Origin of the sequence: Actinomadura madurae (assembly GCF_900115095.1) — a bacterium.
Taxonomy (GTDB): Bacteria; Actinomycetota; Actinomycetes; order Streptosporangiales; family Streptosporangiaceae; genus Spirillospora; species Spirillospora madurae.
This window is the reverse complement of the sequence record NZ_FOVH01000018.1, coordinates 71,917-91,447: the sequence shown is the minus strand read 5'-3', so window position 1 is coordinate 91,447 and position 19,531 is coordinate 71,917. Positions and strand designations below refer to the sequence as shown.

Sequence of the window (19,531 nt, the reverse complement as noted above, 5' to 3'; positions counted from 1 at the left end):
TCCCCGTATGGCCCCCAGCGTGGCCGGACCGCGCCGCAGCGGTCTTGAACGTTCGTGTGACCCGGGCGAGTGGGTGGAAGCCAGCGGGCCCGTGGACGGCGTGGAGCTGTTCCGCGCCGGACTGCGCGGCCACCCGTACAGCCGGCACCGGCACGACGTGTACGCCGTCGGGGTCACCGAAGCAGGCGCCCAGGCGTTCCACTATCGGGGCACGGTGGAGCGCAGTGCCCCCGGACAGGTCTTCGTGCTGCATCCCGACGAGCCGCACGACGGCTGGGCCGACGGGCCGGACCTCCTCGGCTACGCGCAGATCTACGTCGCCCCGGCCCGGATCGCCGCCGCCCTGTCGTCCATCACCGGACGCCCCACACCTCTCCCCTTCGCCGCCCCGGTGACCGACGACCCCGAACTCGCGCGCACGATACGCACGGCGTTCGAAGCGACGCCCGAGCCGCTGGCACTCGACGCCCTGGTCTTGGAACTCGCCGAGGGCCTGCTCAGATGCAGCGCAGCCCGCCTCCCCGACCTGCCCCACCGCATATACCTGCGGGCCGTAGAGCGTGGCCGAGAGTATCTGGAGAACCAACCGGCGGTCGTGCGCTCCAGCGAACTGGAGACCGTCACGGGCCTCGACCGCTACCAGTTCGCACGCCATTTCCGTGCCCGGTGCGGCACCAGCCCCTACCGCTACTCGGTCATGCGCCGCCTCGACCTCGCCCGCGAAAAGATGCGCGAGGGCACGCCTCTAGCGGAGACCGCACACGCGGTCGGCTTCGCCGACCAAGCCCACTTCACCAGAGTCTTCAAGGCCGCATACGGCATGACCCCCGGAAGCTACGCGAGGCTACACAGAACACCGGGCCCAGCTCAGGAGTCATAGCGAGCGCGGAACCTCCCCGCTTATGAACCGGGCGGTTCGTGGTGGACGGGGGCGCCAAGAGCTGCCGCGATCGAGGCGGCGGCCCGCTCAGGGTCGGCGGGCAGCGGCAGCCCCGAGGCAGGGCCCGAGCGCCACTCGTATGCGGTGCCGTCCCAGCCGACGAGGTAGGGCCCGACGTCGCGGTAGGTAACGCGGACACGTCGCAGCCCCTCATCCTCGTCCAACACGATCGCTGCGGCGACCTGCGGAACACAGCGGCGCACAGCCGCATGCAGGACCTCAACAGGCCCGAAGACGTCTCGCACCAATCAGCTCCCATCAGAGGTAGTGGTACTGCCGCACGGCCGGCCGAGCCGTGGCCGCGCCATACACACCCAGCTCCGCCAGGCGGCGGCCGAGCTCGGCCGGAGAGGCGGCCTCGACCAGCCGCCACCGCCCCGCCCCATCACGCGCGACCGCCCACCAACTCCCGGTGGCGCGCCCGTACCACCAGGTCACAAGGCTCGCCATCACGACACCCCGAGCCCGCACAGCACACGCTCCGCAGCCGCGCCGATGCCCCCGACCACCACGCCAGACGTCCAGCGGCAAAGCCCGCGCCCAGCCACAATGGTGCGCCGCACACCACAAGCCAATACGGCAACGATGACCTGCCCATACACCTGCGCAGCGACGCCTTGTCCACGTAGGACCTCACCGAGGACGTGGGTCGCGCGCCGACAGTTGAACCGACGGCCTCGTCCAGCAACGCCTGCAATTCGGCAACCGAACCACCAGCGATCACCAGCACCGGCCCCCATCGCGAGACGCCCGCCACACCGGCGGCTCCTGGACGACCTCAACCGTCCACCCGGGAAACTCGACGCTGAGCCCACCAACATCCACCACATCCCCGCCGCGGGACTGGATGCGGTGAACCTGGTCGTCAGCAGCCACGGTTCGCCGCCAGGATCTTCTCGGCGAGCTGTTCCGGGGTGTCGGCGGACACGTCGGCCTCGCGATCCAACTCATCATCAACGAGAGGCCCACGCGTCGCCCACCACCGCCCGGTGTCCCGGGTGCGGATGATCGACCACCCAGGGAACGCCTCGCGCAGCCTGACCTTGATCTCGTCGAGGGGCAGCGATGCGGCTTTTACCCCCTCTGTAGGAGACTGGTCCGCGTGGCCGGACGTTGTCATGCCCATGAGCGAATCCTCCATGATCTTTAGGGGGTCTAAAGTCGCCTGCGAGGTGCAGAGTAGAACGCTGTGGGCGTGCGCGCAATAGGGGGCCTAAAGGTCGTCGACAAGGGACCGGAGATTTAACACGTGGATCTGAGGACATTGCGGGATATTTCCGCTATCGCAGACCCGATCGAGCGGGCGCGGGCCATTAGCCGCGCTATGACCGAGCAGCAGGGGCTGACCGAGGAGGCCGCCCGAATCCGGCGGGGCGCCATCGCCGAGGCTCGGGAAGCCGGCCACACCTTGGAGGACATCGCCAAGGTCCTTGGCGTCACCCCCGGCCGTGTCTCCCAGATGCGCAAGGGTCCAGTCGCGAAAGCGCCCGCCGCCCCCATCAGCCAGGGGCCCCGCGTGATCGTGCAGCGTGCGCTGCCGACGGACCCGGCCACGCGCGGCTCGGCCTCGCTGTTCCTCACCGAAGCCGAACGCCAGGGCATCAAGCCCGGCCGCCAGATGCTCTACATCGGCACCGAGCCCGCAAGCGAACACGTGGCCGCTTGCCTGCGCGTCGAGCCTGGAGAGGACGTCCTGGCCCGCCGTAAGATGATGACGGCCAACGATGTGCCAGTCCGCATAGCCACTTCGTACTTCCGCGCCGATCTGTTCGAAGACACGCGGATCGCCGAGCCGGAGTTCGTGCGCCCATCTCTACAAGCCGCCATCGTGGCCCTGGGCTACACCTTCGGGCACGCGGAAGAGACGCTGACCTCCCGCCCGGCGACGCGGTTCGAAGCTGAGACGCTCGAACTCGACCCCGGCGAGTGGGTCGTCCAAGTACTGCGCGCCTCCTATTCCACAGAGGGCACACCAATCCACACCTTGGAGACCATCTGCGCCGCGACCCGCCACATCTTCACCATCGGCCAGGTCGGCGGCCTCGACGAGTTCTAGCAGGTCAGCAGACCCCCGGCGCCTGCGACTCCCTGACGGCGCCGGGAGCCGAGGCCGCCCGCCCGATCGCTCACAGCAACGGCGACCGGGCGCAGGGGCGATGAGGTCGGACAGTTCGTGACCGGTCGATGCTGGACCGTTCTGAAGCGTCCCGATCGCGCCGTTCCGGCGCTGACGTGGGCGCTCGATCGGTATGACGACGCACACGCTCGCGACAAATCGCTGTATCTGTCGTGGCTGGCGGATGCACATCTCGATGCCGGCGAGGTACCACGCAGCGCTGAGGTGTTGTCCCGGGCGATCGACCTCGGTGCCGACGTGGCGTCCGCACGTCCAGCCGGACGTATCCGGCAGGTCGCAAGGCGCCTACGCCCATATGCGAAGCAGCCCGATGTCGCTCGGGTGATCGAGCGAGTGCCTACGGAGTGGTCTCCCGCGTAAGCCACTCCAAGTAGCGGGCAGAACCACCGTCGATCCGCGTAAAGGTGACTTCGGGGTTATCCCATGGATGACGGTCGATGAGGTGCGCTTCCAACTCGGCGTAGCGGTCGCTCGTAGTACGCAGAAAGATCTGCCACTCCTCACCGGTCCCAAGCTCGCCGAGGTGCCAGAACACCGACCCCACGGGTCCCACCACCTGACCGGATGCCGCGAGTTTCGCGGCGATGGCGGACTTGATGAGCGCCATGCCTGCCTCGCGGCTGTGGGTGGTCGTGGAGACCTGCAAGTAGTCGGTCACGCAGCAGACCCTACCCACCTACCCGGCGACGCGGTTCGAAGCCGACGGGCCCGGGTTAGGCGGCTTTCTGGAACCAGCGGAGGGTGTCGGGGAGGGCTCGGTAGAGGGTGTCGAAGTGGTGGACGTTCGTGCCGTAGTCCACTACCTGTGGGCGCTTGCCGTGCTTGTGCAGCGTGCGGGCGCAGCTGCGGGTGTTGGCGAAGGAGACCTGCTCGTCTCCGGTGGCGCCGTAGAGCCGGACGGGGGCACGCGGGGCCCAGTCGCAGGTTCCGTCGACCGCCTGGAACGCCCGAAGGAGCCCGCCCGAAGGCTGCCTGAGCCGCGTCAGATAGCGCGAGGTCAACAGCTGCTCAGGGCTTGCGGGAAGCTGGGGGACGATCTCCTGCTCATCGTGGCTGCCGTCGAAAAGCCCTTCCAGGAAGGTGTCATAGGGTGCCTGGAACACCTCGGAGGGCTTCTCATAAATGCGATGGAGCCGGTTCCAGGCGACCGTGGCGTAAGCGAGGTAGAACGCCGATGTCCGCGAATCCAATGATCCGTCGAGGGACGCCGGAATTTGCACATGCGTGTCGTAGGGGCCGCTGACCGGGGCCAGGGCGCCGAGCCGCAGATAGGGGTCGGCGCCCTGTTGAAGTTGCCGTCCCAGCGCCATGGCGGCGTGGCCGCCCTGGGAGTACCCGGTCACCAGGACTCGCCGCTCCAGTCGCCGTCCCTGCCGGCCCGCGACCGTGCGGGCGGCGCGGAGCATGTCCAGGGAGGCGGACGCTTCCGATGCGGCGTCCATGTAGGGGTGCTTTCCCTCACCCATGCCGAGTCCAAGGTAGTCGGGCGCGACGCCCGCGTATCCCGCTGCCGCGTAGTAAATGGCGGCGATCCTGCCCTGCCCATCCGCGGCGACCGACCCGGCTGTGTCGCGCCAGACCTGCGTCCCGTGCGTGAAGCTGACGGCTCGCAGCACCTTGGCACCGTCCCGGGGCAGGGCGACGACCCCGCTGGCGACGATGGGCCGTCCGCTGGGAGAGATGGTGCGATAGAGCACCCGGAAGCCGTTGATGCCTCGGCTCGCCTGCGGAGACCCTAATCGGGGATCCTCCTTTTCGAGATAGCGAGGAACGTCCGTCCGCGACATGCGGACGACCGGCGTGACGGACACTACCGACCCACGCCACTCGGCGCCGTCAGTACCTGCGGCCACGGCCTGTGCTTCGCCCCCAGCAGCGCACCCGGCACCGGCCACGACCAGCGAGCCGCCGACCAACACCCGCGACAGGCAGTTTCGAACTGCACGAATTTCCATACCCAGAAGCTAGAAATGCCCTGCCCGCCGCACCATCCCCCTAAGCCCCCACCTCCGGTGCACCCAAGCCCTCTGCATTGGGGTGTACCAAACAACACCCCTTGGGCAACAGATTCAGATTTGGTGGGGCGCCTGCTTGGCGAATCAGTCGGCGTTAGCGTGGTGGGGGCCGGCACTGCCCAGGCGGCGGGCTGGTGCGCAGGCGAAACGAGTGAGGCGATGGCCACCTTTGGCGAGAGGCTCGTGGGCTCATGGCGGAGCTCGACGCCCGAGGTGAGCTTGCCGCGTTGCGGCCCTGCGTGCCGCCGCCCGCGGCGGGTGGCGCGGTCACGGAGGAGATCGAGGCGCTGGAGTTGGTTCGCCGTGTCGCCGCCAGCGAGGTGGGGGACGGCACGCTCGTCGCGGTGGAGATGGCCGTCGACGAGCTGGCCTCCGTGTACGCACGGACCCGTCCTGCCGACCTGCTGCCCCGGATCCGGCGGCACCTCGGCTACGTGGCCGCGCTCATGGACGTGCGCATGACCCTGGACGAGCGCCGCCGCCTGACCGTGGTCGGCGGCTGGCTGTCATTCCTCGCCGCGACCTGCGACATCGACCGGGGTGAAGACCTCGTCGCCGGCGCGCGCCCGCGCACCGCCGTGCAGCTCGCCGAGCACGCCGACCACCCCGAGATCCTCGTGGGTGCTGGAGACCCGCGCCTGGCAGCGGCTCACGGAGGGGAACTGCCGGGAGGCGGTCCGCCTGGCGCGGGGAGCGCAGGAGGTCGCGCCCCGCACGTCGTCCGCGTTCATGCAGGCGACCGCGTAGGAAGGGCGCGCGTGGGCGCGGCTCGACCTGGCGCTCGCGCTGCTTGCCGGGGATCAGCCTGCGCAGGCGGGGCATACCGCGCTGGAGGCGGTGGAGAGCGGGCGGCTTGTCCCCTCGCACTACTGGAGGGTGACGCAGGTGATTACGGCTGTGGAGGCCCGCGGCGTGCCGGAGGCCGCTGCGTTGCGCGAGGCTTATCACGAGCTCTGTGCGTCCCCTGCACAGCCACAGCAGTATTCAGCGGGTTTGGAAGAAGTGGCGGATGTCTTCGGCTAGAAGGTCGGGGACCTCCATTGCGGCGAAGTGGCCGCCGCGGTCGAACTCCGTCCAGTGCCTGATGTCGTAGAGGCGTTCGGCCAGGGGGCGTACTGATTGCGTGATGTCGTGTGGGAGGACTGCGACGCCGACCGGGACGGGGCATTTCGCGGCCTGCCCTCGTGGGGCGTCGTGGTGGAGGCGTGCGGAGGACGCGGCGGTGGCGGTCAGCCAGTAGAGCGAGATGTCGGTGAGCATGCGGTCGTCGCTGATCTGCGAGCGGGGGTCCGTCCACTGGGCGAAGCGCTCGGCTATCCAGACCAGCTGGCCGACCGGTGAGTCGGTCAGCGCGTAGCCGATGGTCTGTGGTGTTAGGGCTTGCAGCGCTTGGTACGGCGGACGGTTCGCCATCAGCTCTCTGACCTTGTCCAGGCGGGCCTTGTCGGTGGCGGAGAGTGTGATGTCGACGTCTGGGTCGGGTCTCGTCGGTAGGTAGTTGATGTGCACGCCCACGACCTGCTGCGGGGCCTGTGCGCCTAGGGCCAGTGAGATGCCGGAGCCGAAGTCTCCGCCCTGCGCGCCGTAGCGCTCGTAGCCGAGGCGGCTCATCAGCTCGGCCCAGGCCCGCGCGATCCGGGGGACGTCCCAGCCGCGCTCGTGGGTCGGCCCGGAGAAGCCGTAGCCCGGGATGGACGGGATCACCAGGTGGAAGTCGCGCGACAGCGGCTCGATCACGTCCAGGAACTCCAGGAACGACCCCGGCCAGCCGTGGGTGAGGATCAGCGCGAGCGCGTCCGGGTTCGCGGAGCGGACGTGGACGAAGTGGATGTTCTGCCCCTCGATCTCGGTGGTGAAGTGCGGAAGCTCGTTCAGCTCGGCCTCGTGCCTCCGCCAGTCGTAGCCGGTGCGCCAGTAGTCGGCGAGCTCCTTGAGCCGCGCCAGCGGGAACCCGTAGTCCCAGCCCGCGTCGGCGACCTCGTTGGGCCAGCGGGTGCGGGCGAGGCGGTCGGCCAGGTCGTCGAGGTCGGCCTGCGGGACGGAGATGCGGAACGGCTTGATCATGGTCGTACCCCCGATGATTCGTTGGCTCTGCCAATGTTGGCATTGCCAATCATATGTCATCGTTGGTGCGCCCAACAAGTCGTCAGGTTGGTGGCGACCAGGCGGGGTCGCGGCCCAGGAGGGCGGCGAGGTTGTCGATCGCGGGGCGGGCGGGGTCCTCGGGAAGGGGCGGGCGATAGACGCCGCCGGGGCCGTTGAGGGGGCTGCCGGGGGCGGTGCTGATCCGGGCGAGCGGCAACGCGATCTCTGCCAGCCGGGTCGGCACGGTGGGGGTGTCCCCTAGGGCGCGCGCGAGGTCCCAGCGGTGGACGAGCATGTCGACCCCGTGGACGCCGAAGACCGTCTCGGTCGGGATCGGGCCGTACTTCGGCAGGGTCACGGTCTCGCCGGCCCGTTCGAACGCGGCCAGGCAGCGGGCGGCGATGCGGGCGAAGGCGTCGCGCGGGTCGCCGGTCACCTCGATGGGCGGCAGCTCCGTGCAGGCGATGGCCTCGTGCTCTTCGTTCATGTGGTGGATCAGGTCGGTGACCGTCCACCCGTCGCAGGGCGTCGGGTTCTTCATCGCGGCGTCGGGGATCAGGGCCACGTCGTGGCCCAGCAGTGCGAGCGCCGTGGCGTCGAACGCCGGCAGATCAGTCATACCATCCTCCTTTGGCGAACGGGCGTACGCCAAATAACGTATACCCGTTCGCTATCGTGGGGCCATGTCTCCTCGTCACTCGGTGGCCGAGGCGGCCCGGACGCGCGAGCGGATCGTCCGGGCCGCGGTGCTGGACGCCTCCCGGCTGGGCCTCGAAGGGCTGACGGTCGGCACGCTCGCGCGGCGGCTCGACATGAGCAAGGCGGGCCTAGTCGGCCCGTTCGGATCGCGGGACCGGCTGCTCATGGCCGCGCTCGACGAGGCCGTCGAGATCTTCCACGCGGCCGTCACCGCGCCTCTGGCGGACCTGCCGTCCGGTGCGGAGCGCCTGGGAAGGCTCATCGACGGATGGGTCGACTACCTCGCCGACTGCCCCTTCCCCGGCGGCTGCTTCGTCACGGCCGCCTCCTTCGAACTCGACGGGCGCCCCGGGCCGTTGCGCGAACGGCTGCGGGAGATCGTCGACCTCATGCGCGGGGCGCTGACCGCGGAGATCGCCGCCGCCCAGGCCGAGCTGCCAGGGCCGCACCGTCCCGCGGAGGAGGTCGCCACGGCCCTGTTCGGCCTGTCCATGGCGGCCAACCAGGAGATCCAGCTGTTGCAGGACCCCACGGCCCCGGCCCGCGCCCGCGCCGCCATGCGCCACGCCGCCGGGTTGGACCCCCAGGGCCGCAGCCATGGATGAATGGGACGTCACCCAGGCGCGTGTCGCACTGCTCAGGGGTAAGCGTCTCAGCACGGTGGAGGAGGTCCGGATCTACCGCGTCCTCGCAGAGGTCGAGCCTGGCCTGTACCTGCCGAAACTGGCTCTGGCCCTCCGCGCCCTCACATACGCGGAAGAGCTGCGCCACAAACCCGAGGCCAGGGCAGAGCTCGCCATGGAAGCCTTGGAGGTGGCCAAACGCATACCGAGCGGTCATCCAGAGCGTTCCGAAGTTCTCGCTGATGCCCTTGATGCCTGCCGATGGCAGTTATGCGAAGCCGGTCGGCATGAGGATGCCTTCGAACTGCACGCCGAGATAGTGGAGAGCAGCAGGGGAACCGACATCCCCGGCCTGCATCTCTGGGCGGTCGCGTTGGCAGAGGAGGGGCGCTACGCAGAGTCCGCCTCCGTCTTCGCCGAACTGACGGATCCGGCGGCGACGCCGTCCGACCACGCCTTGCCATGGAACCTCATCTCGTGCGCGGCGCAGTTCGAGGCCGCCGGCGACGCGGAGGCGGCCCTCGCGAGGTCTTCCGACCTGGTCGAGCTGGAACAGGCCAACGTCGATCACGAGACCGGGCCGATGACCTGCTACGTCTACGCCGCCGTCAACCACGCGCGGTTACTCGGCATCCTCGGGCGGGACGGTGACGCCGTCGCCGCGCTGGAGGCGGCGGAACCCGTCTGCGCCGAACTGGCCGCGACGGGCGAGCGCAAGTCGTGGAGCGGGTACCAGACCGCTTTCTGGGCCGTGCTGCTTTCGGTGTCCAGCCGGGCGGACGAGCGGTTCCCGCAGACCGGACCGCGCCCGCCATTGGGAGTCAACTTCCACCACTGGGCGCCGCATGTCCGCGGGTGGTATGGGGAGGAGGAGCGCGCCGCCCTCCGTGACGAGGTCGAAGCGCTCCGGCCCGGTGCGGAGGCCGCGCCGCGCCGCCATTTGAGAGAGCTGGTGGCCCTGCACCGGCGACTGACCGTCCGCGCGGCCGTCTCTCGCGACCATCGCGCCCCCTTGCCGCTGAGCGCGCTTTTTGAGGAAGGTGTCGTGCTCGCCGAGCGTCTGCGTCCCTTCGACGGCGGTGTCGCACTCAGGACCGCACTGCTCGACCGCTCCACTTTCTCGCTTGCTGGCGGAGATCATGAGGGCGGCTACGCGGACTTCGTGAAGGCGCTGGCGTTGATGCGCTCATGACGTCCGGGATCGCCCGGCCGGAGGCTCTCCGGCCGGGCGTCCGCACGGATCAGTCCAGGCCGTACGCGTCGGCCACGGTGTCGAGGTGGAGGTCGGCGTCGCCGAAGGCCAGGGACGCCGCAGTGGCGTGTTCGGAGAACAGGTGCAGGTCGTGCTCCTGGGTGAAGCCGATGGCACCGTGCACCTGGTGGCCTAGGGCGCAGACGCGTTCGTACGCTTCGCTCACCCACGCCTTGGCCATCGCCACTTCCTGTGCCGCGTCCCGGTTCACCGAGAGGAGCCAGATGGCCTCGTAGGCGATGAACCGGGAGCCCAGGACGTCGATCGCCATGTTCGCGCAATGGTGCTGGACGGCCTGGAACGACCCGATCGCGCGGCCGAACTGCTCGCGTTCCGTCGCGTACGCCACCGTCATGTCCAGGACACGCTGGGCGGCGCCGACCATCTCCGCACAGGTCGCCGCCGCGCCGAACAGGGAGACCGCGTTGGCGGCGCCGGTCCCCACGGCGGCATCGGCCGGTACCCAGACGTCGTCCAGCTCGACGTTGCAGGAGCGGCCGGAGCCGATCGTCCCCAGCGGTTGCAAGGTCGTGTCGGAGGCCTCCACCCAGAAGGCGTGCGGCTCGCCGTCGAGGCGTGCCACCAACAGGATGTGTTCGGCGGACGCAGCGAACGGGACGAACGTGGCGGCCCCGTCCAGGACGAACCCGCTGTCAGAGCGCGTCGCCACCGGCCCCTCCCCTGGACGGTCCCAAGGGAGGGGGGCGGCGGTCACGATCTCGCCGTTCGCTATCGCGTCCAGCCACCGCTGCTTCTGGGCGGACGTCCCGAAGCGGGCCACCGGCATCCCGCAGCACGCCACCGAGGTCAGCAGCGGGCTCGGGACCTGCGCGTGTCCGAGCTGCTCGAACAGCAGGCAGACGTCCAGGAAGTCGCCGCCCACGCCGCCGTGCTCCTCGGGGAACGGCAGGCCCGTCCAGCCGAGCTCGACCATCTCCTTCCAGAGCGCGGCCGAGTACCCGGCGGGGTCGTCGCCCAGCGCGCGGACCCCCGCCACCGCCGCCCGGGACTCCAGCAGCTCGCGGGCGGTGGAGGCGATCAGCTCCTGGTCCTCGGTCAGGCTCAGGTCCATCGCGGCGGCACCTTGTCGGAGCGGACCCACACGCCCGGCCGTTCCTCCCAGAACAGCTGGACGAGGACGCCGCCGGTGTGCTTTGGATGGATGAACGTGTGCTTCCAGGCGGCGCCGTCGGTGACGCCCTCCTCGTCGTCGAACGTGGGGGTGTCGTGGTGCTCGCAGGCGGCCATGGCCGCGTCCCAGTCGTCCACCTCGAAGGTGACGTGGTGGGCGCCGGGGCCTCCCTTGTCGAGGAACCGCTCGATGAACGAGCCCTCCCCGCGCGGCATGATCACTTCCCAGCAGATGGCCGAGCCGGGGATGTTCAGCACGAGGTCGGCCATGTCGGGGTGCTCGTCGTCGGCCGTCCGCCACACCTGGACGAACCCCGCGAGGTCGTGGTACCAGCGGGCCAGCTCGTCGCGGTCGTGGAACGCCTGGCAGATGTGGTCGAGCGCCACGATGCCGAGGGACGGCCCGTCCACGGACCCGGTCGCGGCGACCGAGGCGGCCGAATCGCCGCACATGTCCAGGCTGCCGGGACCGCGGAGCCGCCACAGGACGCCGGGGCCCTTCTCCGGCGGGCTCAGCGACGCCTCCAGCCAGCGCCCCCGCGCGCCGTCGGTGGCCTTGATGCCCCGCACTTCGAGTTCCGCCTGGACGGCCTCCAGGTCGGGCACCTCGGCGCCGACGTGGTGCAGGCCGGGGCGCCCGCCGTGCTCGTCCAGCCATGTCCGCAACGACGAGCCCTCGCCGGAGGGCGCGACGACCTCCCACGCCTGGCCGCGGCTGCCGGGGATCTCCAGCCGGGCACCGCGCACGCCCTCGCCCGGATTGTCCCAAGTCCGGACCGTCCGGAACCCGAACAGCCCGGAGAGCCGGGCCACCTGCGCGTCGAGGTCGGGGGTCACCTGCGCCACATGATCGATGCGATAGATCTGCACGGGTCCTCCTAGCTCGGGTGGGGCTCGATCCAGTCGTAGCCGTAGGTGACGAGCTCCTTGACGAGCCGCAGGTTGTAGCGGTTCATCGCGGCGATCCGCTCGGCCAGCTCGCCGATCCGCTTGTCGAACTCGTCCGCCGGATACACGTCGTTGACCAGGCCGAGCCGCAGCGCGCGGTCGGCGTCGATGCGGGCGCCGGTGAACAGCAGCTCCTTGGCGCGGGCCTTGCCGATCCGCTCCGGCAGCCGCTTCACCCCGCCCCAGCCGGGCGCCGACCCGCCGAACTCGGGCTGGTCGGGGTCGCCGTCCTCGGTCATCTTCGGCCGGTACGGCGGGCGCGCCGACAGCGTGATCTCGACGAGGCCCATCTTCGCGTTGTCCGAGGCGATGATGAAGTCCGCCGCGAGCGCCAGCTCCAGCCCGCCGCCGACCGCGTACCCGTGCACGGCCGCGATCACCGGGACCGACAGCCGCTCCATCATCGCGAACGTCTTCTCGCCGAGCCTGCCCTGCTCGATCCGCTCCCGCGGCGTCAGCTTCTCCGACCAGCCGAGGTCCATCCCGGCGCAGAACGCGCGCTCGCCGGCGCCGCGCAGCACCACCACGCAGACGTCCTCGTCGTCGTCCACGCGGGTGAAGATGTCGCGCAGCTCCGCCATCGTCGTCGGCGTCAGCGCGTTCAGCTTGTCCGGGCGGTTCAGCGTCAGCCAGGCGACCCGCTCCTCTATCCGCAGATCGACGGTCTCGTAGGCGTTCTCGTCGGGCATACGCGTGCGCTCCTCCGGTGGATGATCAGCTACGGGGCAGGTCGAGGCCCCGGGTGGCGATGACGTTGCGCTGGATCTCGGTGGTGCCGCCGAGGAAGGTCGACGCCACCGAGTCCCGGCACATGTGGGTGAAGGCGGCGCCGAGCGGCGCCCCGTCGCGCTCCCACAGCGCGGCGGACCGCCCGAACGCGCGGGCGCCCGTGCGGGCGAGCCGCTGGTGCAGCTCGGCACCGAACAGCTGGTTGATGGACGCCTCGAAGTCGGGCTCGTCCCCCGCCGCCTGCCGCGACACGGTGTAGCGGGCCAGGTTGTACAGGACGCGGATCTCGGTCTGCCGGCGGGCGATCTCCTGCTTCACCGCGGGGGTCGTGCGCGCGAAGCGCCGCCCCTCGGGAGAGCGCAGGTAGGTGACCAGCTCGGCCAGCGCCTGCTCGTACTTGATCGTGGCGCCGATCCCGGCGCGCTCGAAGCCGAGCGCGGACATCGCCACGTACCAGCCGCGGTTCTCCTCGCCGACCCGGTTCGCCACCGGCACCCGGACGCCCTCGAAGAAGATCTCGCAGAACGGCGCCGCGCCGCGGATGTCGGTGATGGGGCGGATCGTCACCCCGGGCGCGTCCGCCTCGACGAGCAGGAACGTGATGCCGCGGTGGGGCTTGCCGGCGTCGGGGTCGGTGCGGACCAGGACGAACAGCCAGTCGGCGTACTGCCCGAGGGACGTCCACACCTTCTGGCCGTCCACGACGTACTCGTCCCCGTCCCGGACGGCGCGGGTGCGCAGCGAGGCCAGGTCGGACCCCGACCCCGGCTCGGAGAACCCCTGCGCCCACGTCGCCTGACCGCTCGCGATCGGCGGCAGATGCGTCGCCTTCTGCTCGTCGGTGCCGTGCACCAGCAGCGTCGGGCCGAGGAGGAACGCGCCGATGCCGTTCACGGTCGGCACCCGCGCCCGCATCATCTCCTCGTGCAGGATGAACTCCTCCAGCGCCGACAGGCCGGCGCCGCCGTACTCGGCAGGCCAGTGCGGCGCGATCCAGCCGCGCTCGGCGAGCGCCGCCGCCCAGGCCCGTGCGCCCTCGCGGCGCTCCGGATCGTCGGCCACCCGGTCGACGGGCCAGTTGTAGCCGGCGACGTCCTCCGGTTCGAGGCTCTGCTCCTCGTCCGCGGCCGGACGGTACCCGATGGGGAACCGCTCGGCGATGAACGCCCGGACCTCCTCCCGGAAGGCGGCCTGCTCCGGCGTGTCGTCCCAGTTCACCGGCCGTCCGCCTCCCGGTCCCAGGTCGTCTCGGTGACCCCGTGCTCGCCCTGCGCGCGCAGCTTGTACTTGGCGACCTTGTCCGTGGGGGTGCGGGGCAGCGCGTCCACGAACTCCACGTAGCGCGGCACCATGGAGCGCGGCAGCCGCTCCTCGCAGTAGGCCACCAGCTCCTCCGGTTCCATGCCGGTGTCCGGTTGCACAACGATCGACACCTTGATGTCCTCGTCCTCCAGCTCCGAGGGCACGCCGATCGCGGCGCACTCCAGCACCGCCGGATGCTGGTTGATCTCGGTCTCCAGGTCGAAGGCCGAGATGTTCTCACCACGCCGGCGGATGGCGTCCTTCATCCGGTCCAGGAAGAAGAAGTACCCGTCGTCATCGCGCCATACCCGATCTCCGGTGTGGAACCACATGTTCCTGAAGCAGTGGGTCGTGGCCTCCCAGTTGCCGTAGTACCCCGTCGTGAGGACGAACGGCTGCTTCGGCCGCAGCACCAGCTCGCCCGGCTCGCCGGGGCCGAGTTCCCGGTCGTGCTCGTCCACGACCGCCACGTGGAAGCGCTCCTCGTGCGCCCGCCCGCACGAGCCGACCCGCCACTCCCCGTACGGGCTGCCCGTGGCGATGCCCGCCTCGGTGCTGGTGTAGGTCTCCACGGACCGGACGCCGAACCGCTCCCGCATCGGCTCGTCCAGGTTCGACTTGCCCATGTAGAACGTCTCCAGCCGGTGGTCGCGGTCCCGCGACGTCGGCGGCCGGTTCAGCAGGATCGGGATCATCGAGAACACGCTCATGCACACCTGCGCGTCGAAGCGGCGCACGTCGTCCCAGAACCGGGACGCGCTGAACCGCTCGACGATCGCGATGGACCCGCCGCCGAGCAGGGCGGAGAGCATGCCGTCCCAGAGGGCGGCGGCGTGGAACAGCGGCAGCGGGCAGTAGATCGTCTTGCCCCACCGGTCCAGGAAGTCGAGCGAGTCGTAGGCGCAGGTCAGAGCGAGGGCGTGCGGCACCATCGCGCCCTTGGACGGCCCCGTGGTGCCGGACGTGTACATGATCGCCTGCATGTCGGCGAAGCCGACGTCGACCTCGACCCGGCCGTCGCCGTCGTCCGGCAGCGCCCACAGGTCACGGGCGGGCTTGCCGAGCCGGTCGAGCGGCACCCCGGACCCCGCGGCGTCCCGCACGAGGACCCGGCCCAGCTTGGGCAGCCGGTCGGCGATCTCGGTGATCCGCTCCGCGTACGGCCCGTCGGTGATCAGCCAGCCGGAGTCGGAGCTGTCCAGGACGTGCCGCAGCAGCTCCCCCCGGTAGGCGATGTTGATCGGCACGGCGACCGCGCCGAGCCGCGCCAGCGCGAAGACGAGGTGCACGATGTCGGCGCAGTTGGGCAGCATCAGGCCGACGTGGTCGCCGCGCCGGACACCGGCGGCGGACAGCATGCGGGCCAGCCGGTCGGCGGTGGCGTCGACCTCGCCGTAGGTGATCTCTCCGTCGCGGAACTTGAGGAACGTCTGTCTTCGGTGAACCTGCGCCTGTGACCGGAGGACGTCCCCGAGGACGAAGCTCTCCAGCGTCTCCTTGCGCATCCGGACCTCCGCTGTCGCGTGCGTGGCGTGGGCCGTCGGTGGCGGTCGTCGGTGGCTGGGCGGTGAGGTGGCGGGCGGGCGGTGTCGGCGGGCGGTGTCGGGCGGGCGGTGGGGCGGAATCGGCCAGGAGCGATCCGCAACCGGACATTGCCTTAAATAGAGGAACACGAAACTCTAGACACAGCAACACTGGCGAAAAGGGAACAAAGTCGTGGCAGGGGTGACCTCCTGGGACGAATGTTAACGAATGTGACAAGGGACACATCATCCGTGTACCCCGGTTTCGGACACCCGCACTCGGATTTCGGGACGTCTACCCGCGGCACGGAACGCCGAACGCCCGGCCGGGCGGCTGCCTGACCGGGCGTTCGCGCGAGGACGGGATCAGCCGATGACGCCGGCGATCCAGCCGTGGTAGTGGCCGATGCTCGTGTAGATGTCGGGGGTCTCGCCGCAGACGTCGCCGACGCCGCGGGAGTCGACCCCCTGGATGACCCAGCGGCCCTTGACCTTGGTCAGCAGCGGCGAACCGGAGTCGCCGCCGCAGGGGCCGCGGACGCCCTCGGGGTTGTCGGTGCAGATGTCGTTGTCGCGGATGCCCCACGCGTCGTCGCCGTCGGCGTCCACCCGGCACTTCCCGGTGCTCGGCGCGATCACCTTGGTGTCGAGCTGCTGGAGCTGGACGGGCAGCTGGCTCGGGTCGCCGGCGCTGGTCGAGGTGTACCCCCAGCCGATCTGGCGGACCGGCGTCCCCGGCGCGGGGATGCTCGTGGCCTGCGGGACGGTCGCCTGCGGGACGGCGGCGTCGAGGTGCAGCAGCGCGATGTCCTTGCCCTCGGAGCGGTCGTCCAGGGCCTGGTAGTCAGGGTGGACGACGATCTCCTTGAGCTTGGCGACGCTGCCGCCCTTCGTCCGGTCGTTGGAACCGATGCGGAGGTGGAACAGCGCCGGGTCCATGACCGTGTAGGGGGCGCCGCCGGTGCCCGCCGTGGTCACGCAGTGGGCGGCGGTGACCACCCACTCCTCGTCGATCAGCCCGCCGCCGCAGCGGTGCGAGTTCGGGTTCCCGTCCCGCTCGTACTGCAGGGAGGCCATGAACGGGTAGGTCTGGTCGGCCGGCGTCCCGCCGATGATCTTCGGGGTGGGCGGCGGCTCGTCCGCCTGCGCCGCCGCGCCGAGGCCCGCGAGGCCGGTGAGCGCCCCGGTCGCGAGCGCCCCCGCCAGCACCGGCGCCACCGCCGCGCCGGCGAGCCGTCGCCACGCGCCGTTCATCTTCCTGTCGTGCGTCCCCAAGGACAGCTCCGATCGGTCGAGTTGATCATGACCCGACGGACGCTACCGGCCCCGCACACCCGGTTCGCGACGCTCCGTCCGGAAAGATCAAGAACGCCCAGGTCGGGGCGGCTGCACAAGGAGTGCCAACGATCTCCCCTCAGGATCGGGAATGTTCGCCAGCAACGATCTTGACCGGCGCCTTTATCGTTCTGCCGTCCCCCTCGCGGAAGGAACGAGCGCGCCATGCCGAACCCGATGCCCCCGGAGCCCCGCTGGTGTTCCTGCCGCGTCCCCGACGTCGGCCGCAGGCAGGTCCTCGGCGGACTCACCGCCGCGAGCGCCCTCGCCCTCGCCGGCTGGCCCGGCTCCGCGTCCGCGGCGACGCACGGCCGGTCGGTGACGATCACCGTGATGGGCACCTCCGACATCCACAGCCACGCGGTGAACTGGGACTACTACAAGGACGCCGAGTACGCCGACGCCGACGGCAACACGGTCGGCCTGGCGCGCGTGTCCAGCCTGGTGAACCAGATCCGCGCCGACCGCGGACGCGACCGCACGCTGCTCTTCGACGCCGGAGACACCATCCAGGGCACCCCGCTCGGCTTCTACTACGCCTCCGTCGAGCCGATCACCGAGACCGGCGCGGTGCACCCGATGGCCCGCCAGATGAACGCCATCGGCTATGACGCCGTCGCCCTCGGCAACCACGAGTTCAACTACGGCATCCCGTTCCTCGACACGTGGATCGACCAGATGGACGCGCCGGTGCTCGCCGCGAACGCCGTCCACGCGGGCACCCGGCGTCCCGCCTACGCGCCGTACATGATCAAGAAGATGCACGTCCGCGGCCACCCGCCGATCAAGGTCGGGCTGCTGGGCCTCACCAACCCGGGCGTCGCGATCTGGGACAAGGCCAACGTCTCCGGCAAGCTCGACTTCCTCGACCTGGTGGAGACGGCGAAGCGCTGGGTGCCGGTGATCCGCGCCCGGGGCGCCGACGTCGTGGTCGTCAGCGCGCACTCCGGGGACAGCGGCACCTCGTCCTACGGCGACGACCTCCCGGTCGAGAACGCCGCCGCCCTGGTCGCCGAGCGGGTCCCGGGGATCGACGCCATCCTGTTCGGGCACGCGCACCAGGAGATCCCGGAGCGGTTCGTCACCAACAAGGCCACCGGCCGGACGGTCGTGATGAGCGAGCCGAAGTGCTGGGGCCAGCGCCTGTCCGTCTTCGACCTCACGCTCCGCCACGAGCGCGGCCGGTGGAGGGTCACCGGCAGGTCCGCGACGACCGTGAACAGCAACGCGGTGCAGGAGGACCCGAAGCTCGTCACGCTGATCAAGAAGCAGCACGACGCGGTGACCACCTACGTCAACAAGGAGGTCGCCACCTCCACCGAGGAGATGTCGGCGGCGGAGTCCTGCTGGAAGGACACCGCGATCCTCGACTACATCCACCTGGTGCAGACCGCGACGGTCACGGCGGCCGTCGAGGGCACCGAGCACGCGTCCCTGCCCGTGGTGTCGATCGCCGCCCCGTTCAGCCGCGCCGCGACCTTCCCCGCCGGCAAGGTCACGATCAAGGACATCGCCGGGCTCTACATCTACGACAACACGCTGCTGGCGAGCATCCTGACGGGCGCGCAGATCAAGGAGTACCTGGAGTATTCGGCGCAGTACTTCGAGCGGGTGGCGGCGGACGCCCCCGTCGACCCGGCCTCCTGGACGAACGCCGACAACCGTCCCGACTACAACTACGACCAGTTCTCGGGCGTCACCTACGACGTCGACATCGCCAAGGCCGAAGGCTCGCGCATCGTCAACCTGGCCTACGACGGGACGCCGGTCGCCGACGACCGGCGATTCGTGGTGGCGGTCAACAACTACCGCCAGTCGGGCGGCGGCGGGTTCCCGCACATCGCCACGGCCCCGGTCGTCTACAACGCGCAGGTGGCGATCCGGGAGGCGATCGTCGAGTACGCGTCCGAGGCGGGCACCATCGACCCCGCGACGTTCCACGTGGACAACTGGAAGCTCGTCCGCGACGGCGCCCCGGTCTTCTGACCCCCGGAAAACCGCTGGCGCGGGCCGCCGGCCGGCGGCCATCGTGTGATCATGCTCGACGACGCACAGGTGGCCGCCTTCATCCGGGACGGCTTCGTCCATGTCGAGAAGGCGTTCCCCGGCGAGCTGGCCGACGAGTGCCGCGGCATCATCTGGCGCGACCTGGACGCCGACCCCGCCGACCCGTCCACCTGGCCGGGCCCGGTCGCCGCGCGCCCCGACTACGCGCAGGCCCCGTTCGTCGCCGCGGCCAACACCCCGCGTCTCCACACCGCGTTCGACACGCTCGTGGGCGATGGACGCTGGACGCCGCGCACCAGCCTGGGCGGCTTCGTGATCCGTTTCCCCTCACCCGAACCCGCCGTCGTCGACGGCTGGCACGTCGACGTCAGCTTCCCAGGCCCCGCGTCGAAGCCGGACGACTACCTGACCTGGCGGGCGAACGCCACGTCCAGAGACCGCGCGCTCCTGATGTTCTTCCTGTTCTCGGACACCGGAGAGGCCGCCGCGCCCACCCGTCTCCGCGCCGGCTCCCACCACGACGTCGCCCGCGTCCTCGCGCCCGAAGGCGACCTAGGCTTGGACGCCAGAGAACTCGCCGAGCGAGCCGATACGGCCAGCGCGCATCGTCCGACGGTTCATGCCACGGGCAGCGCCGGTGACGTCTACCTGTGCCACCCGTTCCTGGTGCACGCCGGTCAGCCGAACCTCGGCACGACCGCGCGCTTCCTGGCCCAGCCGAAGCTGAGCCCGGCCGGGACGCTCCGGCTCGAAGGGCCCTCCCCGGTCGAGACCGCCATCAGGCAGGCACTCGGCCGTTGAGGGG

General features: G+C 70.3%; 19 protein-coding genes. 6 read left to right on the top strand and 13 right to left on the bottom strand.

Annotated elements, in window-relative coordinates:
* The first annotated feature begins 7 nt into the window (after positions 1-7).
* On the top strand, positions 8-880 hold the full coding sequence (locus BM339_RS37585; protein WP_075023979.1) for an AraC family transcriptional regulator: 873 nt from the start codon (positions 8-10) through the stop codon (positions 878-880).
* A gap of 318 nt (positions 881-1,198) precedes the next feature.
* Here BM339_RS37585 and BM339_RS37575 read toward each other — a convergent pair whose 3' ends face one another.
* Together BM339_RS37575 and BM339_RS37570 are read right to left on the bottom strand one after the other, a co-directional pair.
* Positions 1,199-1,390 (bottom strand): hypothetical protein, encoded by a 192-nt coding sequence (locus BM339_RS37575; protein ID WP_075023977.1) that lies wholly within the window; start codon positions 1,388-1,390, stop codon positions 1,199-1,201.
* A gap of 415 nt (positions 1,391-1,805) precedes the next feature.
* Positions 1,806-2,066 (bottom strand): hypothetical protein, encoded by a 261-nt coding sequence (locus BM339_RS37570; protein ID WP_075023976.1) that lies wholly within the window; start codon positions 2,064-2,066, stop codon positions 1,806-1,808.
* Between the two features lie 198 nt (positions 2,067-2,264).
* On the opposite strand from BM339_RS37570, the gene BM339_RS37565 reads away from it, so the two are divergent.
* Positions 2,265-2,996 (top strand): GntR family transcriptional regulator, encoded by a 732-nt coding sequence (locus tag BM339_RS37565; RefSeq protein WP_244938492.1) that lies wholly within the window; start codon positions 2,265-2,267, stop codon positions 2,994-2,996.
* A gap of 418 nt (positions 2,997-3,414) precedes the next feature.
* On the opposite strand, the gene cutA is transcribed toward BM339_RS37565, so the two are convergent.
* From cutA to BM339_RS37545, 5 genes are all read right to left on the bottom strand, one after another.
* Entirely contained in the window at positions 3,415-3,735 is a 321-nt protein-coding gene (cutA, locus tag BM339_RS37560) for a divalent-cation tolerance protein CutA (protein WP_177287879.1), read from the bottom strand.
* A 55-nt stretch (positions 3,736-3,790) separates the two neighbouring features.
* A complete protein-coding gene (locus BM339_RS37555) occupies positions 3,791-5,032 on the bottom strand; it encodes a lipase family protein (RefSeq protein WP_075023974.1) in 1,242 nt (413 codons plus the stop codon).
* Positions 5,033-5,598: 566 nt separating this feature from the next.
* Positions 5,599-5,823 (bottom strand): hypothetical protein, encoded by a 225-nt coding sequence (locus BM339_RS50340; RefSeq protein ID WP_177287878.1) that lies wholly within the window; start codon positions 5,821-5,823, stop codon positions 5,599-5,601.
* A gap of 253 nt (positions 5,824-6,076) precedes the next feature.
* Positions 6,077-7,156, bottom strand: a complete 1,080-nt coding sequence (locus BM339_RS37550; protein ID WP_075023973.1) for an epoxide hydrolase family protein — start codon at positions 7,154-7,156, stop codon at positions 6,077-6,079.
* An 82-nt stretch (positions 7,157-7,238) separates the two neighbouring features.
* Entirely contained in the window at positions 7,239-7,796 is a 558-nt protein-coding gene (locus BM339_RS37545; protein WP_075023972.1) for a TIGR03086 family metal-binding protein, read from the bottom strand.
* Between the two features lie 64 nt (positions 7,797-7,860).
* Here BM339_RS37545 and BM339_RS37540 point away from each other — a divergent pair, with 64 nt between their 5' ends.
* Positions 7,861-8,481 carry a TetR/AcrR family transcriptional regulator gene (locus BM339_RS37540; protein WP_075023971.1) on the top strand — a complete coding sequence of 207 codons (621 nt, stop codon included), beginning with the start codon at positions 7,861-7,863 and terminating at the stop codon, positions 8,479-8,481.
* Complete coding sequence (locus tag BM339_RS50335) at positions 8,474-9,691, top strand: hypothetical protein (RefSeq protein ID WP_075023970.1); 1,218 nt, start codon at positions 8,474-8,476, stop codon at positions 9,689-9,691. The genes BM339_RS37540 and BM339_RS50335 overlap by 8 nt, the downstream gene beginning before the upstream one ends.
* Before the next feature lie 49 nt (positions 9,692-9,740).
* Here BM339_RS50335 and BM339_RS37530 read toward each other — a convergent pair whose 3' ends face one another.
* The 6 genes from BM339_RS37530 to BM339_RS37505 form a co-directional block, all read right to left on the bottom strand.
* On the bottom strand, positions 9,741-10,823 hold the full coding sequence (locus BM339_RS37530) for an acyl-CoA dehydrogenase family protein (protein ID WP_075023969.1): 1,083 nt from the start codon (positions 10,821-10,823) through the stop codon (positions 9,741-9,743).
* Positions 10,814-11,752 (bottom strand): VOC family protein, encoded by a 939-nt coding sequence (locus BM339_RS37525; RefSeq protein ID WP_021591081.1) that lies wholly within the window; start codon positions 11,750-11,752, stop codon positions 10,814-10,816. The genes BM339_RS37530 and BM339_RS37525 overlap by 10 nt, the downstream gene beginning before the upstream one ends.
* 8 nt (positions 11,753-11,760) lie before the next feature.
* Complete coding sequence (locus tag BM339_RS37520; protein ID WP_021591082.1) at positions 11,761-12,519, bottom strand: enoyl-CoA hydratase/isomerase family protein; 759 nt, start codon at positions 12,517-12,519, stop codon at positions 11,761-11,763.
* A 25-nt stretch (positions 12,520-12,544) separates the two neighbouring features.
* Positions 12,545-13,777 (bottom strand): acyl-CoA dehydrogenase family protein, encoded by a 1,233-nt coding sequence (locus BM339_RS37515; protein WP_075023968.1) that lies wholly within the window; start codon positions 13,775-13,777, stop codon positions 12,545-12,547.
* On the bottom strand, positions 13,774-15,366 hold the full coding sequence (locus BM339_RS37510; protein ID WP_021591084.1) for an AMP-binding protein: 1,593 nt from the start codon (positions 15,364-15,366) through the stop codon (positions 13,774-13,776). Before BM339_RS37510 ends, BM339_RS37515 begins: the two co-directional genes overlap by 4 nt.
* A gap of 384 nt (positions 15,367-15,750) precedes the next feature.
* The gene (locus BM339_RS37505) at positions 15,751-16,659 is read right to left on the bottom strand and encodes a S1 family peptidase (protein ID WP_218163864.1); all 909 of its coding nucleotides are present in this window, start codon (positions 16,657-16,659) and stop codon (positions 15,751-15,753) included.
* Positions 16,660-16,884: 225 nt separating this feature from the next.
* On the opposite strand from BM339_RS37505, the gene BM339_RS37500 reads away from it, so the two are divergent.
* Together BM339_RS37500 and BM339_RS37495 are read left to right on the top strand one after the other, a co-directional pair.
* On the top strand, positions 16,885-18,705 hold the full coding sequence (locus BM339_RS37500; RefSeq protein ID WP_256255680.1) for a bifunctional metallophosphatase/5'-nucleotidase: 1,821 nt from the start codon (positions 16,885-16,887) through the stop codon (positions 18,703-18,705).
* Positions 18,706-18,756: 51 nt separating this feature from the next.
* Positions 18,757-19,527, top strand: coding sequence for a phytanoyl-CoA dioxygenase family protein (locus tag BM339_RS37495; RefSeq protein ID WP_075023966.1), 771 nt, complete (start codon positions 18,757-18,759; stop codon positions 19,525-19,527).
* Positions 19,528-19,531 lie beyond the last annotated feature (4 nt).

Bases quoted from the DNA above. Each gene is read 5' to 3' on its own strand.
- BM339_RS37585 (WP_075023979.1), top strand. From the start codon at position 8: ATGGCCCCCAGCGTGGCCGGACCGCGCCGCAGCGGTCTTGAACGTTCG.
- BM339_RS37575 (WP_075023977.1), bottom strand. From the start codon at position 1,390: ATGGCGAGCCTTGTGACCTGGTGGTACGGGCGCGCCACCGGGAGTTGG.
- BM339_RS37570 (WP_075023976.1), bottom strand. From the start codon at position 2,066: ATGGGCATGACAACGTCCGGCCACGCGGACCAGTCTCCTACAGAGGGG.
- BM339_RS37565 (WP_244938492.1), top strand. From the start codon at position 2,265: ATGACCGAGCAGCAGGGGCTGACCGAGGAGGCCGCCCGAATCCGGCGG.
- BM339_RS37555 (WP_075023974.1), bottom strand. From the start codon at position 5,032: ATGGAAATTCGTGCAGTTCGAAACTGCCTGTCGCGGGTGTTGGTCGGC.
- BM339_RS50340 (WP_177287878.1), bottom strand. From the start codon at position 5,823: ATGAACGCGGACGACGTGCGGGGCGCGACCTCCTGCGCTCCCCGCGCC.
- BM339_RS37550 (WP_075023973.1), bottom strand. From the start codon at position 7,156: ATGATCAAGCCGTTCCGCATCTCCGTCCCGCAGGCCGACCTCGACGAC.
- BM339_RS37545 (WP_075023972.1), bottom strand. From the start codon at position 7,796: ATGACTGATCTGCCGGCGTTCGACGCCACGGCGCTCGCACTGCTGGGC.
- BM339_RS37540 (WP_075023971.1), top strand. From the start codon at position 7,861: ATGTCTCCTCGTCACTCGGTGGCCGAGGCGGCCCGGACGCGCGAGCGG.
- BM339_RS50335 (WP_075023970.1), top strand. From the start codon at position 8,474: ATGGATGAATGGGACGTCACCCAGGCGCGTGTCGCACTGCTCAGGGGT.
- BM339_RS37530 (WP_075023969.1), bottom strand. From the start codon at position 10,823: ATGGACCTGAGCCTGACCGAGGACCAGGAGCTGATCGCCTCCACCGCC.
- BM339_RS37520 (WP_021591082.1), bottom strand. From the start codon at position 12,519: ATGCCCGACGAGAACGCCTACGAGACCGTCGATCTGCGGATAGAGGAG.
- BM339_RS37510 (WP_021591084.1), bottom strand. From the start codon at position 15,366: ATGCGCAAGGAGACGCTGGAGAGCTTCGTCCTCGGGGACGTCCTCCGG.
- BM339_RS37500 (WP_256255680.1), top strand. From the start codon at position 16,885: ATGCCGAACCCGATGCCCCCGGAGCCCCGCTGGTGTTCCTGCCGCGTC.
- BM339_RS37495 (WP_075023966.1), top strand. From the start codon at position 18,757: ATGCTCGACGACGCACAGGTGGCCGCCTTCATCCGGGACGGCTTCGTC.